This window comes from Curvibacter lanceolatus ATCC 14669, assembly GCF_000381265.1.
In the GTDB taxonomy this organism is placed as follows: domain Bacteria; phylum Pseudomonadota; class Gammaproteobacteria; order Burkholderiales; family Burkholderiaceae_C; genus Curvibacter; species Curvibacter lanceolatus.
The window spans coordinates 33713-53371 of record NZ_KB906262.1 but is presented as its reverse complement, the minus strand read 5'-3'; the positions used below and the strand labels follow the sequence as shown (position 1 = coordinate 53371).

The window sequence follows — 19659 nt, the reverse complement described above, 5'->3', positions numbered from 1 at the left end:
CATGAGCTTGCCGCACCGGCGTGAGAATTTGGTTCTTCATTTTTGGGGGAATCCGCTGTTTCGAGATTTCCATTCCTAAAATCAGCCATGAACGAGAATTTCACACTGGATGCTGCCAGCCTGTTGATCCTGCAGGAGCTGCAGCGCGATTCACGCCAGACCGTGCAGCAAATCGCCACCAAGGCCGGGCTGTCGACCACGCCCTGCTGGAAGCGCATCAAGGAGCTGGAGGCGGCCGGGGTGATCCGCGGCTACACCGCGCTGGTGGATCGCAGCAAGGTGGGGCTGAACCTGCTGGTGGTGGTGGAGGTGAACCTGAGCCAGCACACCGAGACCACGGTGCGCCAGTTCGAGCGTGAGGTGGCCGTGTCGCCCCACATCGTGCGCTGCCTGAGCACCACCGGCCAGGCCGACTACATCCTGACCGTGATGGCGCGCGATGTGGCCCATTACGAGCAGCTGTTGCACGGCACCATCTTCCGGCTGCCCGGGGTTTCGCAGGTGCGCTCCAGCATCGTGCTCAACGAGGTCAAATCAGAGGTGCGGTTGCCGGTGGGCGAGGTCTAAGAGACTGTTCACGATCTCCCACGAGCGCGAGATCGTGAACAGGCTCTAACAGCCCGGCGCTTGCGCCACCAGATCACCACCCCGGTCACACTCAATGTGGCCACCACCAGGCCCATGGCCGAGATCAGCACCCGCCCCGGCAGGCCCAGGATGCGGCCCGAATGCAGCGGGAACTGGGCCTGCACGAACAGATCGGCCGCCGTGCCTTTCCAGGGTTCGCGCTGGCCCAGAACGCGGCCGTCGCGGCTGTCGATGTACAGCTCGCGGTGGCCCACGCCACCGCTGCCGTGGCCGTCCTCGGGGCGGAAGAACTGCACCCCATACACGCCATGGAAGCGCGCGTGGTACAGCGCCCCGGCCGGCTCGCGCCAGCCCAGGCGAGCCGCCTCGCGGCGGGCCCGCGCCAGCGCCTCGGCCCAGTCCAGGCGCGGCGTGATGGCCGCCCCCGGGATGGCATCCAGGGGCGAAGGCGTGCGCTGCGACACCAGTGAAATCGCGGGCAGGAACAGCTCGCGGTAGAAGTTGAGCGAGAACGCGGTGAAGGCCAGCGTCAGCAACAGCGCCCAGGTCCAGAGGCTGCCCGCACGGTGCAGGTCGAAGTTGAGCTTGTAGGCGCCAGCGCCCCAGCGCAGCATCCAGGCGGGCTTCCAGCGCAGCCAGAAGCCGGGGGCCGCCCGCACGGGTGCGGCACGCCGACGCGGCGGCAGGGTGAGCACCAGGCCGGTGAAGCAATCCAGCGTCCAGACAGCGGCGATGAGGCCCATCAGCCACACGCCCCAGCGGTCGATGCCCCAGGCGGCGGGCAGGTGCAGGCTGTAGTGCAGCACGTAGAGGAACGAGATCAGGTTCTCCCGCCCCAAAGGCCACAGGGCCCCCCATTGGCGGCGGCCCAGCTCGGCCCCCGACACCGGGTCGACGAAGACCTGGTTGAAATCGGCGGCCACCGGAGCCCCCGTGGCGGGATCGATGCGCGGCTGCACGCCCAGGGCCAGGGCGTGGCCAGGCTCGGCTGCCAGGGGCAGGTAGCTGACTTCGACCTGGGGGTGGCGGGCCTCGACGACCTGGGCCAATGCCAGTGGTGATTGAGGCGAGCCCTCGGCCGTGGCCTGGTTGAACTGAGGGTTCAGCCACTCGTCGAGTTCATGGTCCCAGGAGATGACCGCGCCGGTGACGCCGGCCACGAACAGAAAGCCGGCCATCAACAAGCCGGCCCAACGGTGCAGTCGAACCAGCCAGGCGCGCAGGCTCGGGGCTTGCGCTTGAGCCTGAGCCCTCGGCGCGACGCGCTCAGAAGCGCCACTGGACACTGAGCTTGGCATTGCGAGGCGCCCCATAGAAACCTTGCGCCCAGTACAGGCTGTTGATGTACTTGCGGTCGGTCAGGTTGTCGATGTTGAAGGTGGCGCTCCAATGGGCGTCAAAGTCGTAGCGGGCCATCAGGCCGACCAGGGCATACGCGGCCTGGCGCGTGACGATCTCGCGCCCCTGGGTGTCGGTCATGCCCTGGTCGCGCGAGATCTGGCTTTGCCAGCGCAGGTTGGCCCCCAGCTTCAGGCCGGGCAGTCGGTCCACCTTGTAGACGGTGGACAGGCGCAGGGTCTGGCGTGGCACATAAGTGCGCGCATCGGCCCCGGTGCTGTCGTTGCGGATGCGCATGTGGGTGAAACCGCCACTGAGCTCCCAGGCCGGTGTCAGGCGGCCGCCCACATCGAGTTCGAAGCCGGTCGAGGTGGCGTCCACCGTGCTGTAGACCAGGGTGCTGCCCACATAGGTGGCGGTGGCTTCGGCGGTGTTGTTCTGCTGGGTGCGGAACACCGAGGCCGATGCATTGAGTCGGCGCTCGAACCACTCGCCCTTGGCGCCCACCTCCAGGTTGCGGCCCTCGATGGGCGGCAGGGGTTGCAGGTTGGCGCCCACCTCGGTCTGCGGGTTGAAGATGCCCGCATAGCTGGCGTAGAGGTTGTGCTGGGCATCCAGCGCATAGGTGCCCCCCAGGTAGGGCAAGGCCTTGGTCTTGGCGTACTGGTGTTGCACGCCATAGTTCTGGCCGCTGCTGTCGACCTGGGTCACATTGCCCCCGGTGAACAGCTTGAGCCGGTCGGACAGGTTCCAGCGGGCCGTGCCGTACACGCTTTGGCGCCGGATCACAAAGCTGGCGCTGTTCGAATAGGCGTCGAAACTCGGTTGGGTGTAGTTGCCGGTCCAGTGGCTCAAAGAGGGCAAGGCGGTGCCGATATCAGCGCTGTACCAGGACAGCTGCTGGGTGTCGCTGCGCGCCGTGCTGGCCCCCAGCACCAGTTCGTGACGGCGCCCGGCCAGATCAAACGGGCCGCTCGCATAGACGTCGACCAGGGTCTGCTTCTCGCGGCTGCGGTAATAAGAAGGGTAGCTGTACAGGCCCAGACCGGTGCTGGCATCGGGTGTGCCATAGGCATAGAACAGATCGCCCTCTGAGCGCAACAGGCGCTGACTGAGCACACCCTTGATCTGCCAGCCGCTGTCGAGCTGATGGGCCAGCTCGACAAAGCTGCGGGTGTCGGAGGTATTCCAGTTGCTCCAGTTGGCCGCGGTGCTGGTCGAGACGGGGTACTGGGTGGCGCTGCCGTCGGTGTTGTAGAGCGGCAGGGCCCCCCACATGCTGCCGCGTGGCTGGTTCTTCTGGTAGCTCAGGCCTGCGCTCAGTCGGGTGCCGGGGGCCAGGTCGGCCTCCAGCACGGCCGACAGCACCTGCTTGTGCAGGGAGTAGCGGTCGAGGTAGCTGTTCTTGTCCTGATCGGCCAGCACCAGGCGCCCGCGCAAGGTGCCGGCGGCGTTCAGCGGGCCGGCGATGTCGGCGTCCAGGCGGCGGTTGTTCCAGCTGCCCAGGCTCAGGCCAGCCGAGGCCTGGAAGTCGGTGGTCGGGCGCTTGCGCACGAAGTTGATGGTGGCAGAGGGGTTGCCGGTGGAGGACATCAGCCCGTTGGCGCCTCGCAGCACTTCGACGCGGTCAAACAGCGCGGTGTCCATGTCGCCCTCCTGCCCTCCGTTGGTGAAGGGCAGGCCCAGGCCATCGACCTGGAAGTTGCTGATGTCGAAGCCACGGGCGCTGTAGTAGGTGCGGTCGGTCTCGATGCGCTCGACCTGGATGCCGGTGGCGTTGTCCAGCACCTCGTTGACGTTTTGCAGCGCGAAGTCGTCCATCTGCGAACGCGTGACCACACTGATGGACTGCGGCGTGTCCTTGATCGACAGGTCGAGCCGGGTGGCAGTGCTGGTGGCGCGCGTGGTGTAGGCGCCGGTGCCTTCGGTGCTGGCGTCGGCGCCGGCCGACACCGTCACCTCCTTGAGGCTCTGGCCTGCCGGATCGGCCGCCTGTGCCTGCAGTGCGGGCACGCCCACAGCCATGGCAGCCACCAGGGCACGCAGGCTGAAAGCGGAAGAGGTGGCCGGTTTGAGCGGATGGAGGGGGCGCCGGCGCAGGCGCCTGGCAAGCAGGGAAGAGGATGGTGCGGTCGTCATTCGCCGGATTCTAATGCGAATGATTCTTATTTGTGAATCAAGTTTGCAAAGGTAACGCCCCCCCGACAAGCACCCGCTCAACACAAGATGGACAATGATCGACTTGTCCAGCCTGCGGGCCCGGCGCGCTTTGGTAGCGCAGGCCCCTGCCCCCCCATGACCACCCTCACGCCCGATGTCACCCCCTACCTGGGACAGTTGATCGGCTTTCGCCGCGACCTGCATGCCCACCCCGAACTGAAATACGAAGAGCAGCGCACCGCCGCCCGCGTAGCAGCCTACCTGGAGGCCCTGGGCCTGCCGGTGCACCGTGGCCTGGCCCAGACCGGGGTGGTGGCCACGCTACACGGGCGGGGTCACAGCGCCGCCAACCCGGGGCCGGCGGTGGGGCTGCGCGCCGACATGGACGCGCTGCCGGTACAAGAGATCAACACCTTCGGCCATGCCAGCCAGAACGAAGGCCGCATGCACGCCTGCGGCCACGACGGCCACACCACCATGCTGCTGGGGGCGGCCACCCTGCTGGCCCAAAAACCCGACTTTGACGGCACCGTGCACTTCATCTTCCAGCCCGGCGAAGAAGGCGGCGCCGGCGCCCGGGCCATGATGCAGGAGGGCCTGTTCGAGCGCTTTCCGATGCAGGCGGTGTTTGCGCTGCACAACTGGCCGGCCCTGCCGGCCGGCCAGATGGGCGTGCGGGTGGGGCCCATCATGGCCTCGGCCAACCGATTCGAGGTGCGGGTGAAGGGACGCGGCGGCCACGCCGCCCAGCCGCATGCCGCGCTCGACCCGATTCCGGTGGCCTGTGCCATCGTGGGCCAGTTGCAATTGCTGGTGTCACGCCAGACCGACCCGCTGGACAGCGCCGTGCTCACCATCGGCAAGATCGAAGGCGGCACAGTGGAAAACATCATCCCCGACGAAGCCGCCCTGTACGGCACCTGCCGCACCCTGCAGCCCGAAACGCTGGAGCGCCTGGTGGCCGGCATCGAGCGCATCGCCACCCACGTGGCCGAGGGACACGGCTGTACCGCGCGCGTGATCATCAAGCCCGGCTACCCCTGCACCGTGAACCATGCCCGAGAGGCCCGCTTCATGGGCGAGGTGATGGCCGAGGTGGTGGGCGCACAGCAGGCCCACACCGACGTGCTGCCGGCCATGACGGCCGAGGATTTCGGCTTCATGCTGGAGCAGGTGCCAGGCGCCTACGGCTGGATCGGCAACGCGGCTGCGGGCCAGCCCGGCGTGAACCTGCACGCGGCGCACTACGATTTCAACGACGACATCCTGGGCCTGGGCGCCACCTTCTGGGACCGGCTGGCGCGGCAGTGGTTTGCCCGTGGCATGGGCGCCGCCTGAGGCAGCAGGCCCAGCCTGGCGGCTCAGGCCGCCGCTGACGGCACTTGCGGCTCCAGCGCCTGCCGCCCCAGCAGGGCCAGGCCTTCGGCCACGCCACGCAGGCGCAGGCTCAGCGCCTGGCTGAGCAGCGAGGCCAAGGCCGCCTCGGCCTGGGGCCGGGCCACCACGTCTTTGACCAGCGCCCACAGCGTGAGCACGCCGCGCTCGGTCTCGACCAGCGTCAGGGGGGCCGCCTCGGCCCAATCGCCGCCCCCCTGCAGGGCATCGGCCAGCCCTTGCTGGGTAAGCAAAATGGCCGTGGCGCGGATGGAGCCGTCGTCCACCGTGGCTTTCAGGCGCGGGGCGGAATCCGGGGGGGTGTGGATGCGTGCCCCCGATGGGGTGCTGGGATCTTGCAGATGCGGGATGCGCATGGTGTCTCCGGGTTCAATGCGGCACACGGGCAAGCGCCCGGACCAGCGGAGTGCACCGAAGGCCCAAAACGGTGCGCAACGCCCCCAACCCAATGGGAGAGTCTGCACTTGTTTCGCCTAAAAAACATTGCTTTAAATTTGCACTCATCACAGTCTTCTCAAGCAAGGCACATGCCCGGGTTGTCTCCTGACACAGGATCCGATCATCAACAAGCGCTGAAACCTCTTGCTGATCAGGGTCAAGCACAGGGCTCAAGCTCGGCCTATGCTGCGTTCTTTTCGGTGGCCCGCCACCCAAGGAATGCCCATGGACACTGCTGTCACCGCCACCGCTGCGGCGCTCGCCCCCCAAAGCATCACCACCGAGGTGTTGCAGGAGAAATACTGCCAGGCCGAACTGGGTGAACATTCGGCCGGCCAGGTGTTCGAGCGCGTGGCGCGGGCGGTGGCCTCGGTCGAGCCCACGCCCGAACTGCGCGCCGAGATGGGCGAGAAATTCCGCCTCAACATGCTGGCCGGGGCCATTGGCGCCGGGCGCATCATGGCGTCGGCCGGTGCGGGTCACAACGCCACCTTCATCAACTGCTTTGTGCAGCCGGTGGGCGATGCGGCGGTGGGCTACGACGAAGATGGTGTGCCCGGCATCTACACCGCGCTGTCGCAGGCCAGCGAAACCCTGCGCCGTGGCGGCGGTGTGGGCTACAACTTTTCGGCCATCCGCCCCAAGGGCGCGCTGGTGAAGGGCACGAACTCGGACGCCTCCGGGCCCTGCACCTTCATGGATGTGTTCGATGCCTCGTGCCGCACGGTGATGGCGGCGGGCTCGCGACGCGGCGCGCAGATGGGCATCCTGAACATCGACCACCCCGACGTGCAGGAGTTCATCGAAGCCAAGCGCACCAAGGGGCGCTGGAACAACTTCAATGTGTCGGTGGGAGTGACCAAGGCCTTCATGCAGGCGCTGGCCGCACAAGGCCAGGTGCAACTGGTGCACAAAGCGCGACCGACACGGGCCCTGATCGAGCGGGGCGCCTTCCAGCGCGAAGATGGCCTGTGGGTGTACCAGGAGGTGAGTGCCAGCGCCCTGTGGGACCGGGTGATGCGCTCGGCCTACGACTATGCCGAGCCGGGCATCATCTTTCTGGACCGGGTCAACGAAGACAACAACCTGCGCTACTGCGAAGAGATCGTCGCCACCAACCCCTGCGGCGAACAGCCGCTGTGTGCCTATGGCTGCTGCGACCTGGGGCCGATCATCCTGCCGAGCTTTGTGCAGCAGCCCTTCACACCGGCGGCGCGCTTCGATGAGGCGGGCTTCATCGCCTCGGTGCGGCTGCAGGTGCGCTTTCTGGACAACGTGCTGGATGCCACGCCCTGGCCACTGAAAGAGCAGCAGGAACAAGCCATGGCCAAGCGCCGCATCGGCGTGGGCTTCACCGGCATGGGCAATGCCCTGGCCATGCTGAACCTGCGCTATGACAGCGAAGCCGGTCGACGTGAGGCCGCCCACATCGCCGAACTGATGCGCGATGCGGCCTACGCCGCCTCGATCGACCTGGCCATCGAGCGCGGTCCGTTTCCGGCCCTGCAGGCCGAGGCCTATCTGGCGCCCGGCACCTTTGCCTCGCGCCTGCCCGAGGCCTTGAAGGCGCGCATCCGCGAGCACGGCATCCGCAACAGCCACCTGCTGTCGATCGCCCCCACCGGCACCGTGAGCCTGGCCTTTGCCGACAACGCCAGCAATGGCATCGAGCCGCCGTTCTCGCTGGCCTACACGCGCAACAAGCGCACCCCCGATGGCGGCACCCAGGCCTTTGCCGTGGTGGACCACGGCCTGCGGGTCTTCCTCGGCACGCTGGAGCCGGCCTTCGGCAACGCCGTGCTGGACGCGGTGTGCCGCTACCAGGACGAGTTCAGCCACGAAGGCCAGCGCCTGCGCGTGAGCCAGGTGCTGCCCGACTCGATGGTGACCGCGCTGGCCATGTCCTGCGATGACCACCTGGCCATGATGGGCGCGGTGCAGCCCTTCATCGACACGGCCATCAGCAAGACCGTCAACGTGCCGGCCGACTACCCCTTTGACGATTTCAAGAAGTTGTACCTGCGCGCCCACGCCTATGGCCTGAAAGGCTGCGCCACCTACCGGCCCAACGACACCCTGGGCGCGGTGCTGGAGGTGCCCACCGCCGCCACCGCCAACAACGCCGCCCCTGGGACCAGCCCCGGCCCCGCGCCGGCCCCGCTGGACATGGACCCGCTGCGCATCAGCATCGAAAAACGCCCCGAAGGCGAAACCCCGGCGGTGACCGAGAAGCTGGTCTACCACACCTCCGAAGGCCAGAAATCGCTGTACCTGGTGGTGTCCTTCGTGAGCGTGGAGGGCTTTCTGGAGGGCCAAAGCGTGACCGTGGAGCGGCCACTGGAGGTGTTCATCCCGGCCGGCCAGAACGACGAGGCCCAGCAATGGGTGACCGCCGTGGCCCGCGTGCTGTCGCTGACGGCGCGCGACGGCCGCCTGCCCAAGGCGCTGGCCGATCTGCGCAAGGTGACCTGGGACAAAGGCCTGGTGCGCTCGGGCTACTACCGCAAGGCCGATGGCACCCGGGTGCCGCGCTTTCACAGCTCGGAAGTGGCGGCCATCGCCTATGCGGTGCAGCAGATCCTGTACCGACGCGGCTTTCTGGACGACGAGGGCCGCGTGATCCCGGCGCTGCGCCAGCACGCATCGCGGGCCGCCGCCCCAGGCCAGACCCCGGCGCCGGCCCCGGGCGAGCCCGCCATGCTGCCGCACATGGAGGTCACGCCGGGCAAGCCCTGCCCTGAATGTGGCGCCCATGCGCTGGTCAAGAAAGATGGCTGCGAGTTCTGCACGCACTGCGGCTACCTCGGCTCTTGCGGCTGAGCTGAGCTCAGGGCCGCTCGGCATCTTGCAGGCCAGCTTGGTAGCGGCAGCGCAGCTCGGTGATGCGCACACCCTGCGGCGCGCTTTCCAGCGACTGGGCCTTGGGCTCCAGCCCACCCCAGCGGTTGCGCACCTGGTCGATCTGATAGGTGCGGTCCCAATGCGGGCCCAGGCCACGCGCCATGCAGCGTTGCACGTCGGCATAGCGCAGGGCCAGGTCGCTCTCGGCCTCTTCGGCATGGGCCAGGCCCAGGCTCAGCAACAGCATGGAAAGCAGGAGAAAGGGAAGGATAAAGGGACGCAGAGGGCGCAACAGCATCGGTGGGGAGCAGAGAGGATCAAGCGACAGAAACCCCGTCGCGACACGACGGGGTTGAACCGGATCGACCAGAGACGGATCCGGCCAGGCTCACTGTGAGCGGCGCGGCCCGAGATGGTTCCGAGCTGAACACCTGCCCGGTGAAGACGGCGGACACATCAAGGCCCCGCAGGGCCTTGTGCACCCACACTCACTTGATCGCGGCGCTGCCGGTCACGCTGGCCTTGGCGGCCTTTGCGGTATTGGGGTGCACGGTCTTGTGAGCCGCCTTGGCATGCAGCGTGGTGGGCTGCTTGGCCTTGGCGGCCGGTGTTGCCGCGGCGGTGGTTGGGCTCGTCTTGTCTGCTGCCGGCGGGGTGGCGGCCGGGCCCACGGTGCTGACCACCGCGGGCTTGACCTCCACCGGCTTCACGCCGGGCGCCGAGGCCGCAACCGCCGGCGTGACCGGGGCGGCTGCAGCGGGCATGGCAGGGGTGGCGGCCGGTGCCTGCGCCCAGGCCCCCAGAGACACACAGGCCGACAGCATGGTGGCGGGAAGGATGGCAAACAGCTTGTTCATAGCTAAACCCTTTTCTCTCGTTGAGCCCCAGGCAAAAGGCCTGGTTGCTACCTTCAACGCCCTGGTTTCGACCGTCGATGACGTCTTGCGCGCCAAGTTGTAACGCCTGGTTTCCCGCACCCGCAGCTCAGGCCGGCAGCGGCTGGCGAAACCCCACGTTCAGCAGGTTCCAGGCCACGATGGTGGAGATCGCAAAGCCCAGCTCGGCGATCTCGGCGGGCGAGAACTGCTGGCTCAGGCGGGCAAATTCTTCATCGCTGGCGTCGCCGTTCGGGGTGGCGTTGATGAGTTCGGCCCAGCGCAGGGCGGCCCGTTCGCGCTCGCTGAAAAACGGCGCCTCGCGCCAGCCGGCCACGGCATTGAGCTCACGTGGCGACAGGCCCTGGCGCAGCAGATCCTGGCCATGCATGTCGATGCAAAAGGCACAGCCATTGAGTTGCGAGACACGCAGCCAGACCAGATCGATCAGGCGCTCGCCCAGGGCCCCCTTCTTGAGGGTCTGAGACAAGTCGAGCAGGTTTTGAAACGCCTTGGGAGCCAATTGGATGTAGGGGACGCGGGCAGCAGAGGTGTGCATAGCATGGGCTTTCTATTCAGATGGGAGGCCACCCGATGCGGCCTCGCTCCTGTTAGACGCTGGCCGACGCCACGTTGTGACAACGCGCCTCAAGCCTGCAGGGCGATGCCCGCCAACTTGTCGGGGTTGCGCACCACATACACCGCCACGATGCGTTCGCCCTCGATCACAAAGGCCTGGGCCGATTCGAGTTGACCACCCACATAGCGCAACAGCCCTGGCTCGCCATTGACCAGCACCTGCCGGTAGCGGACCTGATCACCCAACCGCAGCGCCACGGCCCAGTACAGGTTGGTGACGCGGAATGCGCCCCGCAGCACATGGCCCACCGACGCCACCCGGCCGCCCCCGTCGCCCATCAGTTCCACATCGTCGGCCAGCAGGGCCTGCAAGCTCGCGCGGTCGCCCTGCTGGGCCGCCTGCATGAAGCGCGCCAGCAAGGCACGGTGGCGCTCACGCGGGACCGGAAACCGGGGGGCGGGTTGCGCCCCCTGCGGCTTCACCCGCAGGCTGGCGCGGTGCACCAACTGCCGGCAGGCCGCCTCGCTCTTGCCCAGGGCTGCCGCGATGTCGGCGTAGTCGTGGTCGAACACCTGGCGCAGCAAAAAGGCGGCCCGCTCTTCAGGCGACAGCTGCTCCAGCACCCGCAGCAAGGCCACCGACAGATCGTCGGCCAACTCGGCCGCCGCCTCGGGGCTGTGGTCGTCCACCGCCACCAGGGGCTCGGGCAGCCAGAACCCCACATAGGCCTCGCGCTCGGCCTTGGCCGCACGCAGGCGGTCGATGGACAGTCGGGTCACCACCGTCACCAGCCAGGCCTCGCCCGATTGAAGGGCGGCACGATCGCTGCGATGCCAGCGCAGCCAGGCCTCCTGCAGCACATCGTCGGCGTCGGCACGCGTGCCCAGCATGCGGTAGGCCATGCCAAACAGGCGCGGCCGCAAGGCCACAAAGGTGTCGGTATCGGCGTCAGACACAGGATAGGGGGTGGGGCTGGAGGTCAGGCTGGTCATGGTAGCCACTAGACGGCCCAGCCTCTGGCTTTGTGACAGATCGGCCCGACCCTACAGGCCCATGGTGACGAGGCGATGCAGCAAACAGCCCAGAAACGAAAAAGCCCTTGAAGATCAAGGGCTTGAACGTGTTTGGTGCGGCTGGCGGGGATCGAACCCACGACCCTTGGCTTCGGAGGCCAATACTCTATCCACTGAGCTACAGCCGCGTGCCTGACAGCAGGCAAACGATCCGCGGATTATGGCACGGGCCGGGGGCCTTGCGACACAAAGGAGAGAGGGGTGTCAAGAGAGGAGCTAGGCTCCTCTGGTGACGTCAGGTGGCAGGGTGTGCAAAGCCCAGGCCGGCCAGGTAGGTGTCCATGGCCTGCTCGCCGATGCTCACCACGTCAAACTCTTCGGGCGACAACAGCCAGTTCTGGATCAAGCCATCGAGCAGCGCATGCAGGCCGATGACGGCCGCCTGCACCGGCAGGCGCAATGTCACGCCGCGCAATTGGGCTGCGGCCTGCAGGCTGCGGGTCATTTCGCCCAGGCAGTCGTGGCGGGCCTCGAGATGCCGCCCCTTGATGGCCAGGGCCTCGCCCACGTATTCGACCTTGTAGCTGGCCACTTCGAAGACCCGCTGAGTGGTGGGGTCTTGCGTCATCTTGCGCAGCACATCCAGGGTGGCACGGCGCATGTCGTCCAGGGGGTCGCGTCCGGGATCGCGCCCCATCTGCTGCAGGGCCTCCTCCATGGGCAGGGTGACGCGGTCCATCATGGCGTTGAACAGGTCGGCCTTGTCCTTGAAGTGCCAGTAGATGGCGCCACGCGTGGTGCCCGCAGCCACGGCGATGTCGTTCAGCGAGGACCGCGAAACCCCTTTTTCGGAGAACACGCGCTCGGCCGCATCCAGCAGGCTGTGCCGGGTGGCGAGGGCATCTTCTTTGGTTCGGCGGGCCATGGCGTCTCCTGTTGTGGGTATGAATTGCAGCCCACATCATACATTCACGAATGTATGTATACTGCCCTTTCGTTTTTTACACGAACAAGACACAGTACAGGTTGACCCTAGCAAGTCTTACCCGATACCAACACACTCACACCGGAAAACGGACATGACCGAATCCCAACCTGCGGCAGCGGCCGCACTGCAGCGCCGGCCCTTGCTGAGCCGTCTGCCTCTCTTCATGACTGTGGGCACGCTCAGTGCCGTTCTTGCCGCTTGTGGCCCTTCGGGTGCGCCGGGCGGCGCGGGTGGCCCCGGCGGCGGCATGCCGCCCACCGAAGTGGGTGTGGTCACGGTCACCCCGGGCGTGGTCGGTTTGCAGACCGAATTGCCAGGCCGCCTGGAGGCCTCGCGCGTGGCGCAGGTGCGGGCGCGTGCTGCTGGCATCGTGCAAGAGCGTCTGTTCCGCGAAGGCAGCGATGTGAAGGCCGGCCAGCCCCTGTTCCAGATCGATGCGGCGCCCTACAAGGCGACCTATGACAGCGCGCAGGCCTCTGTGGCCAAGGCCGAGGCCACGCTGATGCAGGCCAGCGCCCAACTGACCCGTTACAAGCCGCTGGTGGAGGCCAATGCCATCAGCAAACAGGATTACGTGAACGCCGAGGCGTCGCAGAAACAGGCCGAAGCCGATCTGGCCTCGGCCAAGGCGGCGCTGCAGACGGCCAAGATCAACCTGGGCTACACCACGGTGACGGCCCCGATTTCGGGCCGCATCGGCCGTGAGCTGGTGACCGTGGGCGCCCTGGTGGGCCAAAGCGAAGCCACCCAGATGGCGCTGGTGCAGCAGATCGACCCGCTGTATGTGAACTTCACGCAGTCGGCGGCCGAGGTGATGAAGCTGCGCGATGCGCTGGCCAATGGCCAGCTCAAGCGGGCGCCGGGCGCCGAGGCGGCCAGCGTGCGCCTGGTGAAGGACGACGGCAGCGAGTTCCCCAAGGCCGGCAAGCTGTTGTTCTCGGACCTGACGGTGGACAGCACCAGCGGCCAGATCACCCTGCGCGCCGAGGTGCCGAACCCCGGCGGCCAATTGCTGCCGGGCCTGTATGTGCGGGTGCGCCTGGAACAGGCCCAGGCCAGCGATGCCATCACCCTGCCGCAGCAGGCCGTGACGCGCAGCGAAAAAGGCGATGTGGTGATGGTGGTCAGCCCAGAAGGCAAGGTCAGCCCGCGCCCCGTCAAGGTGGCTGCCGGCAAGGGCAACCAGTGGGTGATCCTGGACGGTCTGAAGGCCGGCGAACAGGTGATGGTGGACGGCTTCCAGAAGCTGCGTGGCGATGCCCCCGTGAAGGCCGTGCCCTGGCAGGCGCCGGGCAGCGCGGCACCGGCTGCCGCCGCCCCTGCGGCTGCCCCGGCCGCCAAGTCCTGAGGAGCCTGATCCATGGCGAAATTCTTCATTGACAGGCCCATCTTTGCCTGGGTGATCGCGCTGTTCATCCTGGTGCTGGGCGGGGTGTCCATCACCCAGCTACCCATCTCTCAATACCCACCGGTGGCCCCGCCTGCGGTGGTGATCAGCACCAGCTACCCGGGCGCCTCGGCCCAGACGCTGGAAGACAGCGTGATCAGTGTGATCGAGCGTGAAATGAACGGCTCACCGGGCCTGCTCTACATGGAGTCGGTCAGCCAGGCCGACGGCTCCGGCACCATCACGCTGAGCTTTGACCCCTCGACCAGCCCCGATCTGGCCCAGGTGGACGTGCAGAACCGCCTCTCGCGCGCCACCCCGCGCCTGCCGGCGGCGGTGACGCAGCAGGGCGTGCGCGTGGACAAGTCGCGCAGCAACTTCCTGCTGTTCATCATGCTGTCCTCGGACAATGGTGCGCTGGACCCGATCGCGCTGGGCGACTACGCCTCGCGCAACGTGATCCCTGAAATCCAGCGTCTGCCTGGCATCGGCCAGGCCCAATTGTTCGGCACCGAGCGCGCCATGCGGGTGTGGATCGACCCGGCCAAGCTGACCGGCTACAGCCTGTCGCCCGCCGACGTGAATGCGGCCATCGCGGCGCAGAACGCCCAGGTGTCTTCGGGCGCCATCGGCGACTTGCCCAACATCACCGGCCAGGGCATTGCCGCCACGGTGGTGGTGAAGGGCCAACTGGCCTCGGTGGAGCAGTTCGGCCGCATCGTGCTGCGCGCCAATGCCGATGGCTCGACCGTGCGCCTCAAGGACGTGGCCCGCATCGAGCTGGGTGCCCAGACCTACGCCACCTCGGCCCGTCTGAACGGCAAGCCGGCCACCGGCATCGGTGTCCAGCTGACCCCCTCGGGCAACGCCCTGGCCTCGGCCAAGGCGGTGAAGGCCAAGATGGAAGACCTGCAGCGCTACTTCCCGGCCGGCGTGTCCTACGCGATTCCGTACGACAGCTCGGGCTTCGTGAAGATCTCGCTGTCGCAAGTGGCCGAGACCCTGGTGGAGGCCGTGGTGCTGGTGTTCCTGGTGATGTTCCTGTTCCTGCAGAACTGGCGCTACACCCTGATCCCGACCATCGTGGTGCCAGTGGCCCTGCTGGGCACCTTTGCCACGCTGCTGGCGCTGGGCTTCTCGATCAACGTGCTGACCATGTTCGGCATGGTGCTGGTGATCGGCATCGTGGTGGACGACGCCATCGTGGTGGTGGAGAACGTCGAACGCATCATGAGCGAGGAAGGCCTGCCCCCGCTGCAGGCCACGCGCAAGGCCATGGGCCAGATCTCGGGCGCCATCATCGGCGTGACCGTGGTGTTGATCTCGGTGTTCGTGCCGCTGGCCTTCTTCAGTGGCTCGGTGGGCAACATCTACCGCCAGTTCTCGGCCGTGATGGTGTCGTCGATTGCCTTCTCGGCCTTCCTGGCGCTGTCGCTCACGCCGGCGCTGTGCGCCACCCTGCTCAAGCCGGTCGAGGCCGGGCATCACCATGAGAAGAAGGGCTTCTTCGGCTGGTTCAACCGCAGCTTCAGCCGTGCCGCCAAAGGCTATGAAGGCTGGGTGGCCAAGCTGCTCAAGCGGGCCGGCCGCTTCATGCTGATCTATGTCGCCATCGGCGCCGCTGCGGTGGTGGTCTACCTGCGCCTGCCCACCTCCTTCCTGCCCAATGAAGACCAGGGCACGATGCTGGTGAACGTGCAACTGCCCCCGGGCGCCACCGTGGAGCGCACCCGCAACGTGATGGAACAGGTGGAAGGCTTCATCCTGAAGCAGCCTGAGGTCAAGAGCATGGTCGGCGTGCTGGGCTTCAGCTTCTCGGGCCAAGGCCAGAACGCCGCCCTGGCGTTCGTGACCCTGAAGCCCTGGGATGAACGCCATGGCGAAGAGCACTCGGCCCAGGCCTTGGCCGGCCGCGCCTTCGGGGCGCTGATGGGCATCCGCGATGCCTTCATCTTCCCGCTCAGCCCGCCGCCGATTCCCGAACTGGGCAATGCCACCGGCTTCACGTTCCGCCTGCAGGACCGCGCCGGCAAGGGCCACAAGGCCCTGATCGATGCGCGCAACCAGCTGCTGGGCATGGCCAGCAAGAGCCCGGTGCTGACCCAGGTGCGCCCCGACGGCCTGGAAGATGCGCCCCAGCTGCAGATCGACATCGACCGCGACAAGGCCCAGGCCCTGGGCGTGCCGTTCAACGCGATCAACACCGCCTTGTCCACCGCGCTGGGTTCCACCTACGTGAACGACTTCCCCAACTCGGGCCGTCTGCAGCGGGTGGTGGTGCAAGCCGATGCGCCAGCGCGCATGCAGCCTGAAAACATCCTGCAACTGCGCGTGCCCAACAGCGCGGGTCAGTTGGTGCCCTTGTCGACCTTTGCCAGCACCCGCTGGGAGAACGGTGCCATGCAGACCGTGCGCTACAACGGCTACCCGGCCGTGCGCATCAGCGGTGGCACCGCCCCGGGGCGCAGCACCGGTGAGGCCATGGCCGAGATGGAGAAGCTGGCCGCGCAACTGCCCGCAGGCTTCGGCTACGAATGGACCGGCCAATCGCGCGAGGAAAAGCTGGCGGGTTCGCAGGCCGTGATCCTGTACGGCTTTGCCGTGCTGGCCGTGTTCCTGTGCCTGGCGGCCTTGTACGAGAGCTGGTCGATCCCGCTGTCGGTGATCCTGGTGGTGCCGCTGGGCGTGCTGGGCGTGCTGCTGGCCACCTGGCTGCGGGCGTACTCGAACGACGTGTACTTCCAGGTCGGTCTGATCACGATCATCGGCCTGTCGGCCAAGAACGCGATTCTGATCATCGAGTTTGCCAAGGACCTGCAGGCGCAGGGCCGTGGCGTGATCGAGTCGGCCCTGGCGGCAGCGCACCTGCGCTTCCGCCCCATCGTGATGACCTCACTGGCCTTCATGCTGGGCGTGGTGCCGCTGGCCATCGCCACGGGCGCCGGCTCGGCCAGCCAGCGTGCCATTGGCACCGGCGTGGTCGGCGGCATGATCACCGGCACCGCCTTGGCGGTGTTCTTTGTCCCCATCTTCTTTGTGGTGGTGCGCAAGCTGTTCAAGGGCAGCGAGCGCCAGCGCCAGATCTATGCTGAACATGCCCGACAGGCCGGTGTGGCCGAAGCCGCAGGAGGCCAAGACCATGCGTAAAACCCCCCTCTGGCGAATCCGCCTGCCGCTGGCGCCCGTGGCGCTGGCCCTGAGCGCCCTGCTGGGCGGCTGCAGCATGATCCCGGCCTACCAGCGTCCGGCCGCCCCAGTGGCCGAGCAGTTCCCGGCGCTGAAGGCCAATGTGGCCCAGGCCGCCGGCAACAAGGCCGCGGCCGACCTGGCCTGGCAGGATTACTTCAGCGACCCGGCGCTGCGCCGCCTGATCGCCCTGGCGCTGGACAACAACCGCGACCTGCGCGTGTCGGTGCTCAACATCGAACAGGCCCGCGCCGCGCTGCAGATTGCACGGGCCAACCAGTTGCCTGCGGTCAACGGCGTGATCTCGGGCTCGCGCACCCCCAACACCAGCGGCGGCACCACCAGTGTCTACAGCGGTGGTCTGCTGGTGTCGTCCTGGGAGATCGACTTCTTCGGCCGCCTGCAGGCGCTGAAGGAACAGGCCCAAGCCCAGTACCTGGCCACGGGCGAAGCCCGCAAGGCGGCCCAGATCAGCCTGGTGGCCACCGTGGCCAACGCCTGGCTGGCCCTGGTGGCCGACGAAGAGCTGCTCGACCTGTCGGGCCGCACCCTGGCCACGCGAGAGGACTCGCTCAAGCTGACCCGGCTGCGCTTTGACCAGGGCTCGGCCTCCGAGCTGGACCTGCGCCAGGCCGAATCGCTGGTGGAAAGTGCCCGCGCCACGCTGGCCCAGCAAGTGCGCCAGCGCGCCCAGGACGAAAACGCCCTGGTGCTGGTGCTGGGCCAGGGCCTGCCCGACGATGCCCGCCAGGCGCTGCGCCAGGCCCGCCTGAGCCAGGCAACGCTGCCCGAGGTGCCGGTGGGTCTGCCGTCTGAGCTGCTGATCAAGCGCCCCGACATCCGCCAGGCCGAACAGTCGCTGATCGCCGCCAACGCCAACATCGGCGCGGCACGGGCCGCGTTCTTCCCGACCATCAGCCTGACCACCGGCATCGGCAGCGCCAGCAGCGCCTTGTCGGGCCTGTTCAAGAGCGGCTCCTGGGGCTACACCCTGTCGCCCCAGTTGTCGGTGCCGATCTTCAACGCCGGCCGCACCCAGGCGGGTGTGGAGACCGCCCAGGCGGCCCGCGACATTGCCGTGGCGCAGTATGAAAAGGCCATCCAGAGCGCCTTCCGCGAGGTGGCCGACGCCCTGGCCGGGCGCGACACCCTGGGCGACCAGTTGCAGGCCCAGCAGGCCCTGGTGAAAGCCACGGCGCGCCAGACCGAGCTGTCGGACCTGCGCTACCGCAACGGCGTGGCCAGCTACCTCGATCTGCTCGATGCACAGCGCTCGCTGTTCACCGCCCAGCAGGCCCTGGTGCAAACCCGCCTGAGCCAGCTGCAGACCCAGGTCACGCTGTACAAGGTGCTGGGCGGCGGCTGGACCGAGGCCGTGGCCGCAGCCCCGCAAAAGCCTGCCAACTGACCCCCTGCAGCAGCGGACACGCCCGCCCTGCCCCCCCCCCAGAAAGGCCCCGACACGGGGCCTTTCTTTTTGTGGCCCGGATCCAGGGCCTGGCAACAACTGCCGACAAAGCCGCAGGCCAGGCTTTCACTTGTTGCATTTACGAGCGCTGACCCCGATGGATGATGCGGCGACCCCGTTCGCCCCCTCGCCCCCCGAAGGACAGCCATGCCCGAAACACCCCCCACGGCCCACCGACAGCCTGCGCCCAACAGCGCCCTGCTGCAGACCAGGCGGCCCGCACTCCCGCTGGCACTGTGCCTGGCCTTGAGCACCCTGCTGAGCGCCTGCGAGCGCACCAGCCAGGCGCCTCAGCACGGCGCCATGCCCCCACCCGAAGTGGGTGTGGTGGTGGTCGAGCCCGGGCCCGTGGGCTTGCAGACCGAGTTGCCGGGGCGCATCGAGCCGTACCGGGTGGCACAGATCGGGGCACGGGTGGCGGGCATCCTGCAAAAGCGCCTGTTTGAAGAAGGCAGCGAGGTGCAAGCCGGACAGGCGCTCTACCAGATCGACCCCGAACCTTTTCAACTGGCCCGCGACAGCGCGCAGGCGAATGTGCTGAAGGCCGAAGCCGCACTGGCCCAGGCCCAGGACGTGCTGCAACGCTACGGGCCCCTGGCCGAGGACGGCGCCGTGAGCCAGCAGGCCCTGGTCGCCGCGCGGCTGGCCGTGCAACAGGCCACGGCCGACCTGGCCAGCGCCCGCGCCAGCGGGCAGACGGCGCGGCTGAACCTGGGCTACGCCCAGGTCAGCAGCCCGATTGCGGGCCGAGTGGGCCAGACCCTGGTGACCGAAGGTGCGCTGGTGGGCCAGGGCCAGGTCACGCCCCTGACCACGGTGCAACAGCTCGACCCGGTGTACGTCAACTTCACCCAGTCGGCCGACGAGGTGCTGCGCCTGCAACGCAGCCTGGCCCAGGGGCAGCTCAAGCGCGTGCGCGGCACCCAGGCGGCCAGCGTGCGCATCGTGCTGCCGGACGGCAGCGAGTACCCCCGCGCAGGCAAGCTGTTCTTCTCGGGTGTGACGGTGGACGCCAATACCGGCCAGGTGACGCTGCGCGCCGAGGTGCCCAACCCCGAGCGCCTGCTGATGCCCGGGCTGTATGCCCGCGTCAGACTGGAGCAGGCCCAGGCCAGCGAGGGCCTGCTGCTACCGCAACAGGCCGTGAAACGCACCCAGACCGGCAACACGGTGATGGTGGTCGCCCCCGATGGGGGGGTGAGCGTGCGCGCCGTGCAGATCGCCCAGGCCGTGTCGGGCCAATGGGTGGTGTTGAGCGGCTTGAAGGCCGGAGAACAGGTGATGGTGGACGGCTTCCAGAAACTGCGCGGCAACGCCCCCGTGAAGCCCGTGCCCTGGAAAAGCACCCCTGAGGCCACGCCCACCCCGGGCACGCCGGGCACCACGGGCACCAAGCCCTGAG

General features: G+C 67.6%; 15 protein-coding genes and 1 tRNA gene. 7 read left to right on the top strand and 9 right to left on the bottom strand.

The window, feature by feature from the left end; genetic code table 11:
• Positions 1-87 precede the first annotated feature (87 nt).
• Positions 88-567: an Lrp/AsnC family transcriptional regulator gene (locus F624_RS0117805; protein WP_019575690.1), complete on the top strand. Its 480-nt coding sequence runs from the start codon at positions 88-90 to the stop codon at positions 565-567.
• 8 nt (positions 568-575) lie between these two features.
• Here the strand turns inward: F624_RS0117805 and F624_RS0117800 are convergent, their stop codons facing one another.
• The gene (locus tag F624_RS0117800) at positions 576-1886 is read right to left on the bottom strand and encodes a PepSY domain-containing protein (RefSeq protein WP_084679559.1); all 1311 of its coding nucleotides are present in this window, start codon (positions 1884-1886) and stop codon (positions 576-578) included.
• Positions 1855-4065, bottom strand: a complete 2211-nt coding sequence (locus tag F624_RS0117795; protein WP_019575688.1) for a TonB-dependent siderophore receptor — start codon at positions 4063-4065, stop codon at positions 1855-1857. Before F624_RS0117795 ends, F624_RS0117800 begins: the two co-directional genes overlap by 32 nt.
• Before the next feature lie 156 nt (positions 4066-4221).
• Here F624_RS0117795 and F624_RS0117790 point away from each other — a divergent pair, with 156 nt between their 5' ends.
• Entirely contained in the window at positions 4222-5424 is a 1203-nt protein-coding gene (locus F624_RS0117790) for a M20 aminoacylase family protein (RefSeq protein ID WP_019575687.1), read from the top strand.
• 23 nt (positions 5425-5447) lie between these two features.
• On the opposite strand, the gene F624_RS0117785 is transcribed toward F624_RS0117790, so the two are convergent.
• On the bottom strand, positions 5448-5837 hold the full coding sequence (locus F624_RS0117785) for a hypothetical protein (RefSeq protein WP_019575686.1): 390 nt from the start codon (positions 5835-5837) through the stop codon (positions 5448-5450).
• A gap of 307 nt (positions 5838-6144) precedes the next feature.
• Between F624_RS0117785 and F624_RS0117780 the strand changes: the two genes are divergently transcribed.
• Complete coding sequence (locus F624_RS0117780) at positions 6145-8739, top strand: adenosylcobalamin-dependent ribonucleoside-diphosphate reductase (protein WP_019575685.1); 2595 nt, start codon at positions 6145-6147, stop codon at positions 8737-8739.
• 7 nt (positions 8740-8746) lie between these two features.
• On the opposite strand, the gene F624_RS0117775 is transcribed toward F624_RS0117780, so the two are convergent.
• The 6 genes from F624_RS0117775 to F624_RS0117750 form a co-directional block, all read right to left on the bottom strand.
• Positions 8747-9007 carry a hypothetical protein gene (locus F624_RS0117775; protein ID WP_019575684.1) on the bottom strand — a complete coding sequence of 87 codons (261 nt, stop codon included), beginning with the start codon at positions 9005-9007 and terminating at the stop codon, positions 8747-8749.
• Positions 9008-9248: 241 nt separating this feature from the next.
• Positions 9249-9617, bottom strand: a complete 369-nt coding sequence (locus tag F624_RS33505; protein WP_019575683.1) for a hypothetical protein — start codon at positions 9615-9617, stop codon at positions 9249-9251.
• Between the two features lie 127 nt (positions 9618-9744).
• A complete protein-coding gene (locus F624_RS0117765) occupies positions 9745-10194 on the bottom strand; it encodes a carboxymuconolactone decarboxylase family protein (RefSeq protein WP_019575682.1) in 450 nt (149 codons plus the stop codon).
• 89 nt (positions 10195-10283) lie between these two features.
• Positions 10284-11198 carry an RNA polymerase sigma-70 factor gene (locus F624_RS0117760; protein WP_420536280.1) on the bottom strand — a complete coding sequence of 305 codons (915 nt, stop codon included), beginning with the start codon at positions 11196-11198 and terminating at the stop codon, positions 10284-10286.
• 142 nt (positions 11199-11340) lie between these two features.
• Positions 11341-11416: transfer RNA gene (locus F624_RS0117755), tRNA-Arg, on the bottom strand.
• A gap of 107 nt (positions 11417-11523) precedes the next feature.
• Entirely contained in the window at positions 11524-12153 is a 630-nt protein-coding gene (locus F624_RS0117750) for a TetR family transcriptional regulator (protein WP_019575680.1), read from the bottom strand.
• Between the two features lie 154 nt (positions 12154-12307).
• Here F624_RS0117750 and F624_RS0117745 point away from each other — a divergent pair, with 154 nt between their 5' ends.
• The 4 genes from F624_RS0117745 (at position 12308) to F624_RS0117730 (ending at position 19658) form a co-directional block, all read left to right on the top strand.
• Entirely contained in the window at positions 12308-13564 is a 1257-nt protein-coding gene (locus F624_RS0117745; RefSeq protein ID WP_019575679.1) for an efflux RND transporter periplasmic adaptor subunit, read from the top strand.
• A 12-nt stretch (positions 13565-13576) separates the two neighbouring features.
• On the top strand, positions 13577-16750 hold the full coding sequence (locus F624_RS0117740; RefSeq protein WP_019575678.1) for an efflux RND transporter permease subunit: 3174 nt from the start codon (positions 13577-13579) through the stop codon (positions 16748-16750).
• Positions 16743-18197, top strand: a complete 1455-nt coding sequence (locus tag F624_RS0117735) for an efflux transporter outer membrane subunit (RefSeq protein ID WP_043426217.1) — start codon at positions 16743-16745, stop codon at positions 18195-18197. Before F624_RS0117740 ends, F624_RS0117735 begins: the two co-directional genes overlap by 8 nt.
• A gap of 207 nt (positions 18198-18404) precedes the next feature.
• A complete protein-coding gene (locus tag F624_RS0117730; RefSeq protein WP_019575676.1) occupies positions 18405-19658 on the top strand; it encodes an efflux RND transporter periplasmic adaptor subunit in 1254 nt (417 codons plus the stop codon).
• Position 19659 lies beyond the last annotated feature (1 nt).